Source organism: Floridaenema evergladense BLCC-F167 (genome assembly GCF_041929205.2).
Classification (GTDB): Bacteria; Cyanobacteriota; Cyanobacteriia; order Cyanobacteriales; family Aerosakkonemataceae; genus Floridanema; species Floridanema evergladense.
This window is the reverse complement of the sequence record NZ_CM171625.1, coordinates 3,561,586-3,579,728: the sequence shown is the minus strand read 5'-3', so window position 1 is coordinate 3,579,728 and position 18,143 is coordinate 3,561,586. Positions and strand designations below refer to the sequence as shown.

The window sequence follows — 18,143 nt, the reverse complement described above, 5'->3', positions numbered from 1 at the left end:
TGTCCAAAACAAACAACTTTAGACTTCTCCTTCAGTTGCTAAACAAATTAAAGCGTTGAGGATAGCAGCTGCTACTGGCGAACCGCCCTTTCGCCCCTCAACGCGAATTTGAGGTACTTCCGTCGTTGCTAAGGTCATTTTTGACTCTACGACCGAAATAAACCCTACAGGTGCGCCAATTACTAAAGCAGGTAACACAGCAGCTTGCGGGATTTCTTGACAGAGTGCTAACAAGGCAGTGGGCGCATTGCCAAAGACAAAAATTGCTTGGGGAAATTCTTGCCAGCACTTTAATAAGCCCGTTTCCGTGCGAGTTTTTCCTGGTAAAGGTTTTTTAATGCCTTCCACAGCACTAATTACTGGGTTGGCAAAAGTTTCTCCCACTAATCCCACGATACCTTGTTTAACCATCCCCACATCAGTCACAATGGGTACGCGACGACGAATCGCAGCAATGCCAGCATCAATTGCCCCTGGACTAAAGCGAATTAAGTCTTTAAATTCAAAATCAGCCGTACTGTGAATTACTCGTCGGACGATCGCATATTCTTGCGAGCTAAAATTATGAGTGCCAATTTCTCGGTCAATTACCGCGAAACTCTGGGCCATAATTGGGTGGATGGTTAAACTCATAAATTTGGAGATTTCAGATGTTAGATTTTACAGGATTTCTCGTTTAAAATCTAAATCCCAAATCCCAAATCCTAAATCTAAAATTCCAAAACAGGCCAATCAGGTTCGCGGTAGTAGCGAGTCATATCATCAAATTTACGCAATTCTGCCTTTTGTACCCAGAGTTCTTGGGAATTATCCACCCATTGTAAGTTTAAATCTGAAAGAGTTTGACCGATGCGCTCGCCATCTAAATCTGGTGGAATGTCGCCAAAGTAACCTAAAGTAATGTGAGCCGTTAAACCATATTGTTGCTCAATTCCCAACCCGATCAAGTCACCATTTTGGTAAATAGCGCGACGAAACTTAACAATCCGATCGTAAGTTGACTCATCCTTTGGTACTAGAGAGACAGCGATCGCTCTTGGCATAATCATTAATCCTAGCAATTGGAATTTAATTTGCTGACCCCCGCCCACTAAAGGTTGGGTTTGCTCAAAAATTTTACCAATGCGATCGCGCAACTCCTCTTCAAATTGAGGATTTTCTTCTTTAACATGAAGAAAAGCACCAGCCCAAATTAAATCTGCCAGGGTTAAATGAAAACTAGATGGAGGTACTGGCACCATTAAACCCGACTTAAACTCTTGTAAGAGTTGCTCTTGACAAAGCTGCAAATTTGTATAGAAAGTATTATTTGCTGCATCTTCTTCACTGGGAGGAGTAATTACTGTATATCCAGGAAAAGGAACAGGTTTTCTGCCTCCTTCAACAGCAGGCACAAACTTAGGTGATTCCTGAATGTGCTGCACTTGAGATTTGTAACTTTCCGGCAGCGTCATTCTTGCCACTCGATTCAGGTAAGTTTGATAGTTATCGTCCAACCTTGATATCCTCGCCTTTTCACTTGATAGAGTTTAACTAACTTTCTTTGTTTTAACGTTAAGTCCACCTAACGAAATATTGACCTCTAATTTCTGGGATCAAGTCTTTGCCTGTACAGGCAATTCATAAATTGCCCTTACCACAAATTTACTTAATTAGGTGTTCCTTATGCCAATTTACCTCTATTGGGGAGAGGATGATTTCACACTACAAAACGCGGTTGTTAAATTGCGTAAATCTGTACTCGATCCCCACTGGGCTAGTTTCAACTATGACAAAATTTCTGCCGATCAACCAGATGCCATACTTCAAGCATTAAATCAAGCTATGACACCTCCATTTGGTATGGGACAACGTTTAGTTTGGTTGACTGATATCAATATTGGGCAACATTGTCCAGAACAGATATTAGCTGAACTAGAACGTACCCTGCCTTTTCTACCGGAAACTTCAGTACTTTTACTGACTAGCCGGAACAAACCTGACGATCGACTTAAAGCCACAAAATTACTCAAAAAATCTGCTCAAATCTGCGAATTTGCTTTAATTCCACCCTGGAAGACCGACCAAATTATACAGCGAGTTAAGCAAGCGGCACAAGAGGTAGGTGTGAAGTTAACGCCAGACGCTATGGAACTTTTAGCCCAATCTGTTGGTAATGATACAAGGTTACTAAATTCGGAATTGGAAAAATTGCAACTGTTTAGCTCGAATCAGCGACGAGTCCTAGAGGTAGAAACAGTTGCTAAACTGGTAACAGCTAACACGCAAAATAGTTTGCAGCTAGCCGGGGCAATTATTCAGGGAGATGCACCTAAAGCCTTGGTATTAGTGGCAGATTTAATTAATCGCAATGAACCAGCTTTAAGAATTGTTGCTACTTTGATTGGACAATTTCGCACTTGGTTGTGGGTAAAGCTGATGACGCAGGAGGGAGAGAGGGACGAAAAAGAGATTGCCAAAGCCGCAGAAGTTGCCAATCCCAAGCGCATCTACTTTCTCCAACAGGAAATTCGCTCTTTAAATGTGGGACAACTTTCTGCCAGCTTGCCCATACTGCTAGACTTAGAGGTTAGTCTCAAACAAGGGGCAGAGCCAATAACCACTCTGCAAACAAAAGCGATCGAACTCTGCCAACTTTACAAATAACCTCGTTTACACGAGATTATTGACTTTAATTACAATTGACTATTTTGCCAATCATCTACCCCTATGTGGAACTTCACACCCAAAAGTTACTTCAAAATACATAGATGCCATTTAGTGTGCTAGTTCTAAAAACTATCCAATCATGACTAACGTTAATTCTTCCATCTCCTTCCCTTTACTTAACCAAGTAATATCTCACTTTTTACTTGTCACTTCTCTGGCTTCGATTGGTGTACTCTGTGGACTAGCGCCAAATCTATCTTTCCGTTCTCCTCATTTAATCTTCAGTTCTTCTGCCTTTGCTCAGTCAATCAGCGATGATGAGCTAAGAAGATATGTTCGAGCAGCTTATATAATTGAGAAAAAACGTCAAGCTATAGTTCAAGGAATTGTCAGTAGAAATCTTTCGGTTCCTGATACAACTTGTGCTGCTGGTGGTAATGTTACAGCTGAATTAAAAGATTTTTGCGAGTTTTCCCGACAAACAATTGAGGCAAATCAATTAACAGTTGGTCGTTTTGAACAAATCAGAAATGCGATACAATCAGATCCCAATCTTAAACAAAAAGTCGATGCTGAATTACGCCGCTTACAATAAAGAGTTTAACCAACTTAAATTTATTAAATTGCTTCATCATCGATCGCAGATTTACGTTTAGCATGAATATTTTTCATGTGTTTTTTAACTGTATTAATAGTAATGTACAGTTTTTCGGCGATTTCTTTGTAGGAATAGTTAGCTCGATAAAGCAACCAAACTTCCGCTTCTCTGGGTGTTAAATCGTATTGATGAACGTCGCTGATCACTATCTCTCTTAAGGATTGATGTTTATCTTCAATGGTTACTAACAGACATTCTTGGGACATTTGCTCGATCGCAAACCAACGCACTCGCAACCGAAAATTGAAAGTATTATTTTGAGTAATTTCTGATTCTAAAACAAGTTTTTCACTGGGAAACAGCTTTTTACTTTCAATTAATGACTGACAAATCTGCCAAATCTCTTCAGGAATGGATTGAGATTTTTCATGAGATAATTGTTGAAAAATCTGTTTGGCAGTTTGATTGGCGTGCAGTAATTCGCCTGTCTGAGTGATTATTAGAATTCCATCCATAAATCCTTCTAAAATTCCTTGAAAAAGATTGTATGGCTCAAGTTTTTGGGATTGCTTGAGAGATTTTTCTGTTAATACTGGAGCTTCTTGTACTGCAATCATTTTTGGTGAAGTCATGAATATCACTATTACTAAATTTCTACATGACTGTGATATGTTTTCCAGATGCGTCCTAATGATTTATACGTAATGATAGTCTTTTTATAAATGAATTTTTCAAATTTCAAATCACCCTTATTCGTGAATGTACGGACTTTCTTGCTGAAGATTTTGTCATAGGGAATAATTACTGAACTAGCGATCGCAAATCAGGTTAATCTGGAAAATAATCCCATAAATTTAGAAAAAATAGTCATAATTACCGATGATGCTGACTTTGACGCAACGTATACCAGCAAACCCTGATGCTGTAGTCAGCCACACCCTTTCCCTGACAGCAGAGGAACGCACTCGCAGCAACTATCGTTTTGAGACAGAAGCAGGACAAGCGTTGTTGTTGCGACTTCCCAGAGGGATAGTGTTGCGCGATCGTGACTTATTACAATCAGAAAACGGTATCCTAGTCAGAATCATTGCCAAACCCGAACCCGTACTGACAATAACAGCCAAAAATCCCCTAGAGTTATTACGTGCCGCCTATCACTTAGGAAATCGCCACGTAGCTTTAGAAATCGCTCCCACATACTTAAGATTATCCCCAGACCCCGTTTTACAGGCAATGCTAGAACATCTGGGATTAGAAGTAACCGCAGAAATTAAGCCCTTTGAGCCAGAAATGGGAGCTTATGGGCATCATTAGAGGACTGGGGAGATGGGGGGATGGGGGGATGGGGAGATGGGGGGATGGGGGGATGGGGGGATGGGGGGATGGGGGGATGGGGAGACAAGGGGACAAGGGAAAATTATTTAACTCAGAACTCAGAACTCAGAACTCTCTCCAGTCGGCAATGAACAACTTAAGTCTGCTGCATTTATTACAAATTACTAACACAGCCTTGCCAGTGGGGGCTTATAGTTATTCGGAAGGATTAGAAAGTTTGGTGGAAACAAAGGTGATTCATGACCAAACAACGTTGAAACATTGGTTAGAGCAAGAATTGGGCTATGGGGCGATTAGGATAGAAGCAGCAATTATGCTCAGGGGTTACAGAGCTACAGAAAGCGGGGATTTAGAAACTTTAGAGTATTGGAATAATTGGGCAATAGCTGCTAGGGAAACGGCAGAGTTACGGGAACAAAGCTGGCAGATGGGTCATGCTTTGAGGCGATTATGGGAAAACTTAGAACCGCAGCTTAGTAGAGAGTTTAGCAGTTTGAGTCAAAGGACGAGTTTTGCGATCGCCTTTGGTATAATCGCCGCCCACTGGAAAATCGACCCATCAACCGCCATTTTAGGATACTTACATAGTTGGGCTACCAATTTAATCAGTGCCAGCATCAGACTAATCCCATTAGGACAAACCACAGGTCAACAACTATTGTCCAAATTACACAACCCCATCATCGAAAGCAGCAGAGAAGTTTTTACTCTAACAGATGATGACCTAAGCAGTTGTGGCTGGGGATTAGCGTTAGCAAGTATGACTCACGAAATTCAGTACAGCCGATTATTTCGCAGTTGATAGTTCATAGCAATCGATCGCTACAGTTGCATTATTCCCCATTCCCTTGACAGCAAAATTTACCAAGTCCTAACTGATATGCCTGTTGCCTATATAAAACTTTTAGCTTTTTCACCTAGAATTAGGGCAATAATGGCAGATAATGTTAATCAAGGCAAACCCCTGCCAATCCATGCTCTGTCCATTCTCATTCGCTCATTACTCACACAACTCAGTAAAATTTAGAGGAATCCGTCTGCTATTAGGTCAAAAAAGGCATTGACAATTTGGTACATTACCAGGATGAAAGATCTTTGTTGACTTGTGTTGTATCCTCAAGCTGGACTCAGCTGCGGCACAGGTAGCACCAAACCTAAGCGTGCCCACTCTTAAATTAGGCAATATTTTAGCCAATTTTGCTGAGCCACCCCGAAAACATAGGGATATTTGTGATGAATCGAAGAGAGGTAATCAAAAATCAAGCTGATGCTACATTTTGCCCAGGTACAAAAGGAAGCAACTACAGGTGAAACCAAGCTGCGGTTATTAGCCCACCAAGAATCTGAATATACCTGGGCTTTTATTGAAGAAGCTGAGGTGATTCCAATTCCAGCAGCGGAAAATGATTCGTGGAGCAATGGCTCATTAGTTTTGGTGGAACTTTCGCCCACTCGCCAGGTTTTAAGTATTAAAGATGCTACAAATTGGGTGCTAGATTTAGTCAAAAATTATTTGACCAGTGAGATCAATTTAGATTTTTTGCAGCAAGAAAAGGTAAGGGTAGAGGAAGGTTTACAAACTCTGACTCTGGAAAAATTAGACCTCAGCCGTCGTTTACTAGAAGTAGAAGCAAGGCGAGAAGAAATTCAGGAATTAGAAGCCAAGCTACAGCAACAAATGAAAGACTTGGATGGCAACTAGTACAAGAGAGCAGAAGGGAATTTTTCCCTTCTACCCTGCTGGTATTAGCGATTTTCTACTGGCACGGGTAAAGCTAGTCTAGGTGCTGTATCTTCACGGTATTCGGTTTCTGGTTCTGCGATCGACCTGTCCGAGATCAGAAGTTCCCGAATTAAGCGAGCCAATGTACGCTGAGTAAGTCCACCAATCACTTGCTGTCCCATCTGTTGAGTTTCCGGTCTCAGCAACAGTTTAGTAAAAATCGAGATCATTTCTATTGGGTCAAAACCTGGGGTTTCTTGGAGAATTACCCAAATTCTCTGAATATGTTCCAGATTCTTTGGTGTTTCCTTTATGACAGGAACTTCATTTGCTACTAGTCCCAGTTTTTGGCGGAAGGTAAAAGTTAAATTTTCCCAAGTGTTGCGCCCAAAGATGTCTAGACCATTAATTATCTCATTAACTAGTTTTTTCCGAATGAAAGCACCTCTTTCTGAGTAGAGAAAATCAACGGTTTGCTCAAGCGTCTTATTTAAGTCAAAATCTGAGGAATTGCGAGCATTACGGATCAGATTTTCCAAACGATTCCAGCGAAAACCGCCTTCTTTGAAGAGTAAATCTTGTAAAGATGCTCTTAACTCTGGGGCTGGGTCAGTAAGTAAGCGTTTGGCAACATAAGGATAGGCTTTACTTAATACCTTAAAGTTGGGATCGATGTTAATGGCAATTCCTTCTAAAGTTACTAAGGAGCGAATAATTAAGGCGTAGTAGGCAGGTACACGGAAGGGAAATTCATACATTAAAGCCGAAAGCTGGTCAGTAATGCTTTTAAAGTTCATTTCTGCAACTGTGGCAGATAAGGCATCGTTGAAAACGGCAGCGAAGGCGGGGATGATGGGTGTGAGGTCGGTGCCGGGGGCTAAAAATTCGAGTTTAATGTAGTCTTGACCTAAGCCTTCAAAGTCTCGATTTACTAAGTGTACGACGGCTTCAATTAGACCGTAGCGTTGTTGACGCTTAACTTCGCTCATCATGCCAAAGTCGAGGTAGACGAGTTTGCCGTCTGGACTGGCTAAAAGGTTGCCGGGATGGGGGTCGGCGTGGAAAAAGCCGTGTTCTAGTAGTTGTCGGAGGGAACATTGAACGCCAACATCGATCAGGTGGGAAGCGTCTATGCCTTGTCTCTGCATGGCTTCCAGGTTAGTCAGTTTGGTTCCGACGATCCATTCCATTGTAAGGACGCGACGGCGGGTGTATTCCCAGTAAATGCGAGGGATGTAAATATCTGGGATTTGCCCGTAGAGTTGTTCAAAGCGTTCGGCGTTTTTTCCTTCTTGGATGTAGTCCATTTCCTCAAAGATGCGGCTGCCAAATTCGTCGAGGATGGCTACTAGGTCACTCCGCAAATTTTTAAAGGTTTTTTGTGCCCATTTTGCTAGACTACGCATGATGTAGAGGTCGAGGGCAATTTTTTGTTGGAGGTCGGGTCTTTGGACTTTGACTGCGACTGTTTCTCCGGTTTTAAGTTTGCCTTTGTATACTTGCCCTAATGAGGCTGCGGCTAATGGTTGGGGTGAGAGTTCGGCGTAAATTTGGTGGGGAGGGGCTCCTAGTTCTTCTTCAATGAATCTGTAGGCTACTTCGTTGGGGAAGGGGGGTAGTTGGTCTTGGAGATGGGTGAGTTCTTCTAAGTATACTGGAGGTACTAAGTCGGGGCGACTGGATAGGGCTTGTCCTATTTTGATGTAGGCGGGGCCTAAGTTGGTGAGGAGTTGTTTTAGCTGGATGGCGCGTTTTTGTTGGTTTTGGTTGATTTTTCCTAAGCGGCGATCCCACCAGAGGCTGAAGGCAAAGATTGTGGAGGGCCAGACGATCGCAAGACAACGCCGCCAAACTAGGAGGAGTCGTCTGCCATAATGTTGAGCGATCGCTTCTGGATCATATCTTATGGTTTCTGCTTCGAGTTCTGGTGCAACTGTTTGGGCGCGTTTTTGCGGCGCTGGGGAAATAGTTGCTGATTCGGCGATCGCGATGGGTTTTTCCACTGTTGTTGTTTCCTTTATGGTGATGGGATGGGATGTGGTTTGGCGAACGCCTTCAGGATCGTGAGTGGGCGAAACTGGGGATGCCGTCTTAGGATTCATGAGTTTTGATTGCGGGAATAAAGAATAGGGAATAGAAACTAAATATTTTTGTTACTTTGTTAAAACATTGTAACAATTGCCAAGTTAATCAGATAGAAGGCAAAAGGCAGAACTTTTACAGGTGTTGATGAAGGGGGCAAAAAATCTCAGTTCCAGTTTTGGTGGAGTCGGATTAAACTTGACGATGGTAGCTCTTATATGGCGTTTCCTTGAGAAGCCCTGAATTATAGGCTGATTGCCTTATGTTAATAGGATTGCGAATTGAAAATTTTGCGTTGATTGACCGTCTGGAACTGGCTTTTGGGGCTGGTTTAAATGTGTTGACTGGGGAAACTGGGGCGGGAAAGTCAATTATTCTTGATGCTATTGATGCGGCGTTGGGTGGTAAGGTTACTAGTCGATCGATTCGGACTGGATCACAACGGGCTGTGGTGGAGGCGACTTTTCGCTTAAGTTCTCAAGTTGCTGAGTGGCTGAATCAGGAAGAAATTGATTTATTGGATGATTATGCTGTGGTTTGTAGCCGCGAGATGTCTACTAATCAGGAGGGTATCTTACGCAGCAGTCGATCGCGGATTAATGGTGTATTGGTAAATAGACAACAGATGGAACAGCTGCGATCGCGTTTAATAGAAATTACGGCTCAAGGTCAAACTGTTCAAATTGGACAAACGGCTATTCAAAGAGAATATTTGGATAGTTTCGGTGGGGTGAATCTAATTGAGCAACGTCAAAAGGTGAGTGCAGCTTTTCAATCCTGTTCTGGAGCACTTGCGGCTTTGGAAAATCGTCGCCAATCGGAACAAATGCGGTTGCAAAAGTTAGATTTGTTAGAGTTTCAATTGCGGGAATTGAGTGCGGCTAAACTCAACGATCCTGATGAATTGGAATCTCTAGAACAAGAACGTAGCCGATTGGCTCATGTTGTGGAATTACAAAAACAAAGTTACCAGGTTTATCAAGCTTTGTACCAAAATGATGCGGATGCTCAAGCTGCTGCTGATATTTTGGGAGAAGCTGAGGCTACTTTGATCGATATGGTAATTTATGATTCTAGCTTACAGCCAATTTTAGATATGGTGAGTGCGGCTTTGGCTCAGGTGGCGGAAGCTGGAAGACAAATTAATACTTATGGTGAGTCGTTGGAGGCCGATCCGGAAAGGTTAGAATCTGTAGAGCAACGCATTCGTCAGTTAAAGCAAATTTGCCGCAAGTATGGGCCAACTTTACCAGAGGCGATCGCTTATCAACAGGGTGTAGAAGCGGAATTACAAGAACTTAAAGGTGGGGGTCAGTCTTTAGAAACTCTGGAAAAGATTTACCAAGAAAAAAAGGTAATTCTCCAAGAATGTTGTCAAACTTTGACAGAGTTAAGGTTGACTGCGGCGAGAAAATTGGAGGAGCGTTTAATCGAGCAATTAAAGCCTTTAGCGATGGAAAAGGTGAAGTTTCAGGTGGAAATTACTCGGATTTCTCCTACGGCTAATGGCGCAGATAAAATTATCTTTCTTTTTAGTCCTAATCCGGGCGAACCTTTACATCCTTTAACAGAAACGGCTTCTGGGGGTGAGATGAGTCGGTTTCTTTTAGCTTTTAAAACTTGCTTTTCGATGGGTTTGGTAGGGACACTAATTTTTGATGAGATTGATGTGGGTGTTTCTGGTAGAGTGGCAGCAGCGATCGCGCAAAAACTCCATCAAATTTCACATTATCAACAAGTTTTATGCGTGACTCACCAACCTTTGGTGGCAGCTATGGCAGATCGACATTTTCGCGTCGATAAACAAGTAATTGATACTCCAAAAGGAGAAAAAAATGGTCAGGCTACCGATTTTCGGACTGTGGTGCGGGTGAGTTATTTAGATAGTCATTCTACTCGGAGTCAGGAATTAGCTCAATTAGCTGGGGGTGATTCGGCAACTGAGGCGATCGCTTTTGCTGAATCCTTAATAGCTGAAGCGGATCTAAAAAGAAAAGACAAAGGCAGTCGTTACAACTTATAATTCAACCAGAAGAGAGGCTGGAAAAAGTTAAACAAATCTTAATGGTTTCACCAATAATTAAGGAGGTTGACAAGATTCTTAATAAATTTAAGTTATTGAATCCAACAGGTTTAAAGATTGGCAAAAAGTAAGCATTTGACACTTTGAATTATGCCTTATTCTAACTACAATCTACCATTTGTAGAATCGACTACTAATATAATCGATGTCAAACCATACATAGAAAAACAGGGTGTAAATCCAATGCTTGAAGTTAACAAAGATCGGGATATTGAATTGTTAAAAAAGTCAACTCATCGCTCAAGAATAGGGATGTCTGAACCAACATATACCCTCGATTGCGCTCCCTATAAAGACCAATCTCAGAATCATAAAGATGAGGAATTACGAAATAGCAATAATTTGCAGATAGAAGGAAAGGTATTTGAAGAAGATAAAGAAAATATACTCCAAAAAATAGAAAATACTATTAAGGAGGATAGCACTAAGGATATGGAAGATTCCAAAAATCAGAATGGTTATAAAAACTATGGCGATCAAGTAAGTATTTGTCAATCTTTAGAGACGGGAAAAAATCAAAATGGTCATCAAAGTTTAGATACCGATCGAGACTTTATAGATAGTTGTTGGGATGAGCCGGAAAATGGAAATCCTGAAGAAGAAAGTGCGATCGCGCCAGAAAATCATATAGTGGAAATCACCGGAATTGATGGAGTAGAAATTAGAAATGAGATTAATAGGAGAGATAATCAAGTAATAGATGTTATTGCTCGCGAAATAAGTTACGAAATAATTGATGTAGTTAGTAGTGAAATTAATGATACAGCCAGTGAGGAAGTAATTAATATAGTTGATAGCGAAATCAACAATACTATTAATTCAGAAATAATGGGAAATGAATTAGCTGAAGAGGAAAGTAAGCCAATTCAGCCAGAAATTAATGCTAGAAATTCTTCGGAAAATCATCGTAATCCCGGAGGTACATTAGTTACAACTAGAGGCTCATTTTCCACATTTTTAGCTCCTTTAAATAAACAATCTTTTCAGGAAGCAGTTAAAGAAGTTCACCAAAAACTTAGTACAGTAAAAGATACCCTGACAATGGTAATTCATAGTGAGGGTATGGAAAATGTGCTGCAAGAAATGTTGAGTAGTATTACCTTAAAAACAGGAGAATTACTGGCAGCCGATCGCACGACAATATTTTTATTAGATGAAGAAAAAAACGAATTATGGTCAATCTTAGCCAAAGATGATGGCGTTGGCACTTTAGAAATTCGCATACCTGCGGATAAAGGTATTGCAGGCGAGGTAGCTACTTTCAAGAAAGTAGTCAACATCCCTTATGACTTTTTTGACGATCCTCGTTCTGGAGAATCTAAAAAAACCTATGAAAAAACAGGTTATCGGACATATACAATGTTAGCTTTACCGCTGTTAAATGAAAATGGAGATTTAGTTGCAGTTGTCCAATTACTTAATAAATTAAAATCCGCAAATAATCCAGAAGTTCCCTTAAAAGACCGCATCAATCTAGCAGGATTTACCAAAGAAGATGAAATAGTTTTTGAAGAATTTGCTCCTTCAATCCAGTTGATTTTAGAAAGTTCGCGATCGTTCTATGTAGCGACGCAAAAACAACGCGCTGCTGATGCTTTAATGAAAGCTAACCAAGCACTAAGTCAAAGTAGCTTAGACTTAGAAGAAACCCTAAAACGGGTGATGGATGAAGCGAAAAAATTGATGAATGCCGATCGTAGTACCTTATGGTTAATCGATCAAGAAAAAGAACAATTATGGACAAAAATTCTGATTGGTGGTGAATTAAAAGAAGTGCGAATTTCCAGAACAGCAGGTTTTGCAGGAATGGTAGCAGAGTCAGGCGAACCATTAATGATTCCTTTCGATCTTTATAACGATCCTCGTTCCGTAGTTTCCAAAGAAACTGATAAGAAAACAGGTTATCGTACCTGTAGTATGTTGTGTATGCCAGTATTTAATGCTGATGGCGAATTAATAGGTGTTACCCAATTAATTAACAAGAAAAAACAAGGAGACTGGCCGGAATATAATGCTAGTAATTGGCCGGAAGCACCAGAATGTTGGAAAGCGAGTTTTAATCGCACCGACCAAGAATTCATGCAAATTTTTAATATTCAAGCTGGTGTAGCATTACAAAATGCCAAGTTGTTTGATGAAGTAAAACAACAACAGCAAATGCAGCGTGACATTCTCCGCAGCTTGTCAAATGGAGTGCTTTCTACCGATAAAGCAGGTTGTGTAATTGCTGCCAATGAAAGTGCTAAAAAATTGTTAGGCTTGAGTGAAAATGAAAAAGTGGAAGGAAAACCTGCTTGGGAATTAGTGAAAATTTATGGTAATGTTGGGCTACAACAGGAAGTACTAAAACCAGAAGAGGATAATAAATTTCGTTCTTGGTTCCAAGCAGCTTTAGAAGCAGTTGAAGAGAGAAAGCGCCAACAGTATTATCCAGACCAAGTTTTACAGTCAATCAAGGACGAAAAACATAGCGTCAACCTGTCAATAAATACCATTGTAGATGTGAATGATGAGAGTAAAGTTCGTGGCGCTTTAGTGGTGATGGATGATATTAGTCATGAGAAGCGATTGAAGAGTACAATGTATCGTTACATGACTCAAGAAGTAGCGGAACAATTGTTAGCTAGAGGCGATGATTTCAAGATGGGAGGCGATCGCAAAGAAGTTTCCGTTCTCTTCTCAGATATTCGCAGTTACACCACTCTAACAGAAAGTATGCAAGCCGAAGAAGTGGTACAAATGCTGAATGAATATTTCGAGTTAATGGTAGAAGCTGTATTTCTACATAGAGGCACATTAGACAAATACATTGGTGATGCTATCATGGCAGTTTTTGGTGCTTTTGTACCCTTGGAAGATCATGCTTTAATGGCGACAAAAACCGCATTAGAAATGCGTCACCGTTTAGCCGAATTTAATACAACTCGCCGCCAGAACAATTTGCAAGAAATTAAGATTGGTATTGGCATAAATTCCGACGTAGTAATTAGCGGTAATATTGGTTCTTCGCAACGGATGGAACTGACTTCGATCGGAGATGGTGTTAACTTAGGTTCCCGTTTAGAAAGTGCCAGTAAACAATACGGTTGCGATATTATTATCAGTCAATATACCTTTGGAAAATGTGCCTCAGAAATCTATTGCCGAGAATTAGATCTGATTCGTGTCAAAGGCAAAACTCAACCAGTTTCAATTTTTGAATTAGTCTGTTTGACAGAAAATGTAAATTCAGTTCCAGACTGGAAAAAACAACAAATAGACATTTACCACAAAGGAAGAGAATATTACTTGCTGCAAGAATTTAGATTAGCACAAAATGAATTCGGCAAAATTGTTGAAGAAATGAATAGCAGAAAAATGAAAGACAAAGCATCTGAAATGTATTTAGAACGTTGTCAATATTGGTTGACACACGATGAAGAATTAGCAACCAAATGGGATGATGGGGTTTGGAGTTTAACAGAAAAATAGTCATTTAGATCCCCGATTTCTTCAAGAAGTCGGGGATCTAGCGATCTAGATGAGTTTAAATTGCCACTAGCTGGAAGTCTTTTTCTGTTAATTGCCAATTAGCTACATCACCAAGGGTTTGTAGGTAATCAATAGCTTTATTTATCACCTCTAAACCCTGGTCTAAACTTTCAATTACACTCAATTGTCCGCGCAATTCTGAAGCATTGGGAAAACCTTTAGCATACCAAGTCATGTGTTTTCTAGCTTGGCGAATTCCCCTTTCTCCTTTATATTCCCACAGTGCTTGTAAATGATCTTTAGCACATTCTAATCTTTCAATTGCCGTTGGTGGTTCCTTCAATTTTCCCGTTTTCAAAAAGTAATCAACTTCGCCAACTAAAAAAGGATAACCTAGCGTTCCTCTAGAACACATTACCCCATCTGCGCCCGTTTCTTCCAAGCAACGAACGGCAGCTTCCACAGAAAAAATATCGCCATTTCCAATCACCGGAATTGACAAAACTTCCTTAACTTTGCCTATCCATTCCCATTTTGCCGAACCAGTGTAACCTTGGGCGCGAGTCCTACCATGTACGGTAATCATTTGTGCGCCAGCATCTTCCATGCGTTTAGCAAATTCTAAAATAGTAATCTCTTTATCCGACCAACCAATGCGAGTTTTAACTGTTACGGGAACGTTCACAGCTTTCACAACTTCTCGCACAATTGCTTCGGCTACTTCTGGTTGTCTTAATAAGGAAGAACCGCCCCCATTTTTGGTAATTTTATTAACCGGACAACCCATATTAATATCTACCGTATCTGCGCCTTCTTCCACTGCTTTAATAGCTGCTTCAGCTAAAAAATCTGGGCGACAATCAAATAATTGAATACTAATTGGTCGTTCGCCTGGGTCTACTTCCATAATTTGAGGTAGTTGTTTAACATAATGTAAACCTGTGGCGTTAACCATTTCGGTGTACATCATTGAGTCTGGGGCGTAACGACGTACTAAGCGGCGAAATACTAAGTCCGTAACACCGGATAAGGGTGATTGAAGCACCCGACTTTTAACTGCAAAAGTGCCAATTTTTAAAGGTGTTGATAGTCTTGCTTGTAAATTTGGAGATAGAGAAATCATTTTAAATTCGAGGCTGTCTTGTTGTTCTATTGTAATTGTTGTACGTGCGATCGCGCAGCCATCCCATACAGATAATTATACTTTCTGATGCTGGTAATTCGCCGAATCTCTCCCGATATTTAGCCAACAATTCTTCTGCGGTCAAATAGCGATCGCATTTAATTGCTGAACTTTATGAAAACATCGACTTCCCTAACGAATCATAGCTCATCTTCATTTTGCCACAATATTTCTGTTAAAATTGCCTGCAAATCGTTACTAAATTGCCACGTTTGTGGAAACTTAGTTTCGGGATATTCTTCTTCTACTTCGGAAAGCGCTTCTTGATAAATCTCCTCAAATTCTGCTAGTAAATGATTGCGTAAGCTTGGGGCTTTTTTCAAAAGTCGATTTAAATCATTTCGCTGGGTGCGAATGGTAACTTGCCAACCGCGAAAACAATCGGGTAAAGGTACGTAACACCGTTTGAGAATGTGAGTCAAAATTGTTTTTAAACGACTTTCTACTTCATGCTTTTGTGAAATTCCCAAAGCTTCTATTTCCTCAACCAAGTTATCCCAATCTAAGTTGTGAATATCTCGCGCTTTTAATTTTGCTGCGGTGTCTTCTAACCACAGGGCAAAATCGCGATCGTACAATGATGATTGAGTAATTTCAGGTATCATCAGATTTTTCCTTACAAACTTTGTAGAGACGTTATATATAACATCTCTACAAAACATTATGGATAATCAAACGGACATTAGAAAAATCCCAGTCCCCAATCCCTAGTCCCTAGTCCCCAAAACTAGCTTTTCAACCCAGTATGCCGGAGTAAAGCTTCGGTATTTGGTTCTCTACCTCGGAAAGCTTTAAATATTTCCATTGGGTGTTTACTACCACCTAATGCGAGGACTGTTTCGCGGAAAAGTTTGCCTGTTTCGGTGATGGCAGGTTCATTTTCTAACCCTGCTTCTTCAAAGGCGGAGAAGGCATCGGCACTGAGGACTTCTGCCCATTTGTAGCTGTAATATCCAGCAGCGTAACCACCACCAAAGATGTGATTGAAGGCGCACAAAAATGCGTCTTCGGGTAAGGGAGAGATGACTGTGGTGGTTTTGGCGAGGCGGTTTCGGACATCGGTAACTTTTTCTGCGCCTCCGGGTTGATAGCGATCGTGCAATTCAATATCCAAAAGGCTAAAGTGAATTTGGCGCAATGTGGCACTACCACTCATGTAATTGCGTGCTGCCAAGAGTTTTTGGTAATAATGTTCTGGCAAAGGTTCGCCTGTTTCGTAATGCTTTGCCATATTGAATAGGGTGTTGCGATCGTAACACCAATTCTCCATAAATTGACTCGGCAATTCAACCGCATCCCATTCAATATTATTAATTCCAGCTGCTCCCGGATAATCTACTTTGGTGAGCAAATGTTGTAAACCATGACCAAATTCATGGAATAAAGTTTCCACTTCCATAAAAGTCATTAAACTAGGTTTACCATCCACAGGCGGAGTTTGATTGCAAACTAAATAAGCCACTGGCAAACGAGTAGTTTCTGTGCCAGCTTCCCTAATTTTTGCCCGCACAATACACTCATCCATCCAGGCACCACCACGTTTTTCGGCGGGGCGACTGTAGGGGTCTAAATAAAAGTAGGCTATGGGGTTTCCTGTCTCATCAGCTACTTGGAAATAACGCACATCTTCATGCCAAACCGGGGCAGTACCATCAGCAGCAGTAATAGTTACACCAAATAGCCGTTTTGCTAAAGAAAATAACCCATCTAATACTTGCGGTAATGGAAAATAAGGTCGCAATTCTTCAGCGTTGAACGCATATTTTTCTTCCCGTTGCCGTTCTGACCAAAAACTAATATCCCAGTGTTTAAAGTCGTTAGCTTCAGGGGCATTCTTAGAAGCAGCAAAAGCTTTTAATTCTGCCAAATCTTTCACAGCAGCATCGTAACTAGCTAAACGCAATTCTTCCAACAAAGCTTCTACTGCATCAACGTTGGGAGCCATTTTTTTGGCTAAACTTAACTCAGCATAATTGTTAAAGCCAAGGATGCCAGCTTGTTCTTTTCGTAATTCTAAAATGCGTTCAATTAAAGGATAATTGTTTAGTTCGCCACTGGAAGCACGACTAATAAAAGCGCGATAAAGTTGTTCTCGCAAATCGCGTCTAGTGCTATGTTGCATGAACGGAACATAGCTGGGAAAATCTAAAGTAATCCGCCAAGGGCCATTTTCTGGAGTGGCGTTTTCTTCTCCGGCAGCACGGGCAGCTTGAGCAGCTAAACTAAGTAAACTGGGAGGCAAGCCATCAATTTCTTCTTTAGTTTTGAGGGTCAAACTAAAAGCTTTGGTGGCATCTAAAACATGATTAGAAAATTTAGTTCCTAGTTCGGCTAATTCTAATTCAATGGCATTAAAACGCTCTTTTTCTTCACCTTCTAAACCTACGCCAGAAAGTTCAGCATCTTTAATTGCTGATTCTACAATTCGCTGTTGTGCTGGTTGTAATTTATCCCAATCTTCGCTTTGGCGCAAAGCTTTAAATGCTTCGTAGAGGGGTTTACTTTGGCTGAGTTTGTTCCAAAATTGGACAACTTTTGGTTGCACATTTTCGTAGGCTTGGCGCAGTTCGGGGCTATTTTTTACTCCCATTAAATGACCTACTACTCCCCAACTCCATCTTAGAGGGTCGTTCAAATGGTCTAAGGGTTCAACTAAGCCACTCCAAGTGGGCTGAACATTAGCTTCTAATTGAGCGAGTTCTGCTTCTAATTTGGTTAGCAATTCGGCAAATGCAGGTTCTACTTGTTCTGGCTTAATGGCATCGAAGGGAGGTAATCCTTTGCCAATTAAAAGTGGATTATCGGTAATGGTATTGGCAATCATAGTTTAGCTGTTACTAAAGTCTCTTTACTTTAGGTTAACGTAAATTACCATCAAGAGTAAATTTTAGGCAAGAAATTCAGAAACTATTTTTGATATGGTAGCGATGAAACTTTAAATTTACTGGGGATTGTTTCACATTCCGGTTTTTGGATATAATATGGTTAATAATAAATAGACTAAATACAAAGGAATAGC

General features: G+C 40.7%; 15 protein-coding genes. 7 read left to right on the top strand and 8 right to left on the bottom strand.

Translation table 11 applies throughout. From position 1 onward, the window contains the following. Window positions 1–18: 18 nt before the first annotated feature. On the bottom strand, window positions 19–633 hold the full coding sequence (locus ACE1CA_RS17410) for a cobalt-precorrin-8X methylmutase (RefSeq protein ID WP_413279791.1): 615 nt from the start codon (window positions 631–633) through the stop codon (window positions 19–21). 77 nt (window positions 634–710) lie between these two features. Beyond that, window positions 711–1,496, bottom strand: a complete 786-nt coding sequence (locus tag ACE1CA_RS17405; RefSeq protein WP_413279790.1) for a DUF1868 domain-containing protein — start codon at window positions 1,494–1,496, stop codon at window positions 711–713. 169 nt (window positions 1,497–1,665) lie between these two features. Between ACE1CA_RS17405 and holA the strand changes: the two genes are divergently transcribed. Further along, entirely contained in the window at window positions 1,666–2,646 is a 981-nt protein-coding gene (gene holA / locus ACE1CA_RS17400; RefSeq protein ID WP_413279789.1) for a DNA polymerase III subunit delta, read from the top strand. 142 nt (window positions 2,647–2,788) lie between these two features. Further along, entirely contained in the window at window positions 2,789–3,244 is a 456-nt protein-coding gene (locus tag ACE1CA_RS17395) for a DUF4168 domain-containing protein (protein WP_413279788.1), read from the top strand. A 23-nt stretch (window positions 3,245–3,267) separates the two neighbouring features. On the opposite strand, the gene ACE1CA_RS17390 is transcribed toward ACE1CA_RS17395, so the two are convergent. Beyond that, on the bottom strand, window positions 3,268–3,879 hold the full coding sequence (locus tag ACE1CA_RS17390; protein ID WP_413279787.1) for a helix-turn-helix transcriptional regulator: 612 nt from the start codon (window positions 3,877–3,879) through the stop codon (window positions 3,268–3,270). A 250-nt stretch (window positions 3,880–4,129) separates the two neighbouring features. On the opposite strand from ACE1CA_RS17390, the gene ureE reads away from it, so the two are divergent. From ureE to ACE1CA_RS17375, 3 genes are all read left to right on the top strand, one after another. Then, window positions 4,130–4,561: an urease accessory protein UreE gene (ureE, locus tag ACE1CA_RS17385; RefSeq protein WP_413279801.1), complete on the top strand. Its 432-nt coding sequence runs from the start codon at window positions 4,130–4,132 to the stop codon at window positions 4,559–4,561. Further along, window positions 4,548–5,384, top strand: a complete 837-nt coding sequence (locus ACE1CA_RS17380; protein ID WP_486517421.1) for an urease accessory protein UreF — start codon at window positions 4,548–4,550, stop codon at window positions 5,382–5,384. Before ureE ends, ACE1CA_RS17380 begins: the two co-directional genes overlap by 14 nt. A gap of 465 nt (window positions 5,385–5,849) precedes the next feature. Then, on the top strand, window positions 5,850–6,284 hold the full coding sequence (locus tag ACE1CA_RS17375) for a hypothetical protein (protein ID WP_413279785.1): 435 nt from the start codon (window positions 5,850–5,852) through the stop codon (window positions 6,282–6,284). Window positions 6,285–6,328: 44 nt separating this feature from the next. Here ACE1CA_RS17375 and ACE1CA_RS17370 read toward each other — a convergent pair whose 3' ends face one another. Then, window positions 6,329–8,407 (bottom strand): ABC1 kinase family protein, encoded by a 2,079-nt coding sequence (locus ACE1CA_RS17370; RefSeq protein ID WP_413279784.1) that lies wholly within the window; start codon window positions 8,405–8,407, stop codon window positions 6,329–6,331. A 242-nt stretch (window positions 8,408–8,649) separates the two neighbouring features. On the opposite strand from ACE1CA_RS17370, the gene recN reads away from it, so the two are divergent. Both recN and ACE1CA_RS17360 read left to right on the top strand, forming a co-directional pair. Next, a complete protein-coding gene (gene recN / locus ACE1CA_RS17365; RefSeq protein WP_413279783.1) occupies window positions 8,650–10,410 on the top strand; it encodes a DNA repair protein RecN in 1,761 nt (586 codons plus the stop codon). An 888-nt stretch (window positions 10,411–11,298) separates the two neighbouring features. Next, entirely contained in the window at window positions 11,299–13,941 is a 2,643-nt protein-coding gene (locus ACE1CA_RS17360; protein WP_413279800.1) for a GAF domain-containing protein, read from the top strand. A gap of 55 nt (window positions 13,942–13,996) precedes the next feature. Here ACE1CA_RS17360 and dusB read toward each other — a convergent pair whose 3' ends face one another. The 4 genes from dusB to ACE1CA_RS17340 form a co-directional block, all read right to left on the bottom strand. Further along, window positions 13,997–15,064, bottom strand: coding sequence for a tRNA dihydrouridine synthase DusB (gene dusB / locus ACE1CA_RS17355; RefSeq protein WP_413279782.1), 1,068 nt, complete (start codon window positions 15,062–15,064; stop codon window positions 13,997–13,999). Window position 15,065: 1 nt separating this feature from the next. Then, window positions 15,066–15,209: a hypothetical protein gene (locus ACE1CA_RS17350; protein WP_413279781.1), complete on the bottom strand. Its 144-nt coding sequence runs from the start codon at window positions 15,207–15,209 to the stop codon at window positions 15,066–15,068. Window positions 15,210–15,264: 55 nt separating this feature from the next. Continuing rightward, window positions 15,265–15,729: a DUF29 domain-containing protein gene (locus tag ACE1CA_RS17345; protein ID WP_413279780.1), complete on the bottom strand. Its 465-nt coding sequence runs from the start codon at window positions 15,727–15,729 to the stop codon at window positions 15,265–15,267. A 122-nt stretch (window positions 15,730–15,851) separates the two neighbouring features. Beyond that, on the bottom strand, window positions 15,852–17,948 hold the full coding sequence (locus tag ACE1CA_RS17340) for a M3 family metallopeptidase (protein ID WP_413279779.1): 2,097 nt from the start codon (window positions 17,946–17,948) through the stop codon (window positions 15,852–15,854). Between the last annotated feature and the right edge of the window lie 195 nt (window positions 17,949–18,143).

Excerpts from the sequence above, each read along its gene's own strand:
- ACE1CA_RS17375 (WP_413279785.1), top strand. The coding sequence starts at position 5,850 with ATGCTACATTTTGCCCAGGTACAAAAGGAAGCAACTACAGGTGAAACC.
- ACE1CA_RS17380 (WP_486517421.1), top strand. The coding sequence starts at position 4,548 with ATGGGCATCATTAGAGGACTGGGGAGATGGGGGGATGGGGGGATGGGG.
- recN (WP_413279783.1), top strand. The coding sequence starts at position 8,650 with ATGTTAATAGGATTGCGAATTGAAAATTTTGCGTTGATTGACCGTCTG.
- ureE (WP_413279801.1), top strand. The coding sequence starts at position 4,130 with ATGCTGACTTTGACGCAACGTATACCAGCAAACCCTGATGCTGTAGTC.
- holA (WP_413279789.1), top strand. The coding sequence starts at position 1,666 with ATGCCAATTTACCTCTATTGGGGAGAGGATGATTTCACACTACAAAAC.
- ACE1CA_RS17410 (WP_413279791.1), bottom strand. The coding sequence starts at position 633 with ATGAGTTTAACCATCCACCCAATTATGGCCCAGAGTTTCGCGGTAATT.
- ACE1CA_RS17340 (WP_413279779.1), bottom strand. The coding sequence starts at position 17,948 with ATGATTGCCAATACCATTACCGATAATCCACTTTTAATTGGCAAAGGA.
- ACE1CA_RS17395 (WP_413279788.1), top strand. The coding sequence starts at position 2,789 with ATGACTAACGTTAATTCTTCCATCTCCTTCCCTTTACTTAACCAAGTA.
- ACE1CA_RS17390 (WP_413279787.1), bottom strand. The coding sequence starts at position 3,879 with ATGACTTCACCAAAAATGATTGCAGTACAAGAAGCTCCAGTATTAACA.
- ACE1CA_RS17360 (WP_413279800.1), top strand. The coding sequence starts at position 11,299 with ATGGGAAATGAATTAGCTGAAGAGGAAAGTAAGCCAATTCAGCCAGAA.
- dusB (WP_413279782.1), bottom strand. The coding sequence starts at position 15,064 with ATGATTTCTCTATCTCCAAATTTACAAGCAAGACTATCAACACCTTTA.
- ACE1CA_RS17370 (WP_413279784.1), bottom strand. The coding sequence starts at position 8,407 with ATGAATCCTAAGACGGCATCCCCAGTTTCGCCCACTCACGATCCTGAA.
- ACE1CA_RS17345 (WP_413279780.1), bottom strand. The coding sequence starts at position 15,729 with ATGATACCTGAAATTACTCAATCATCATTGTACGATCGCGATTTTGCC.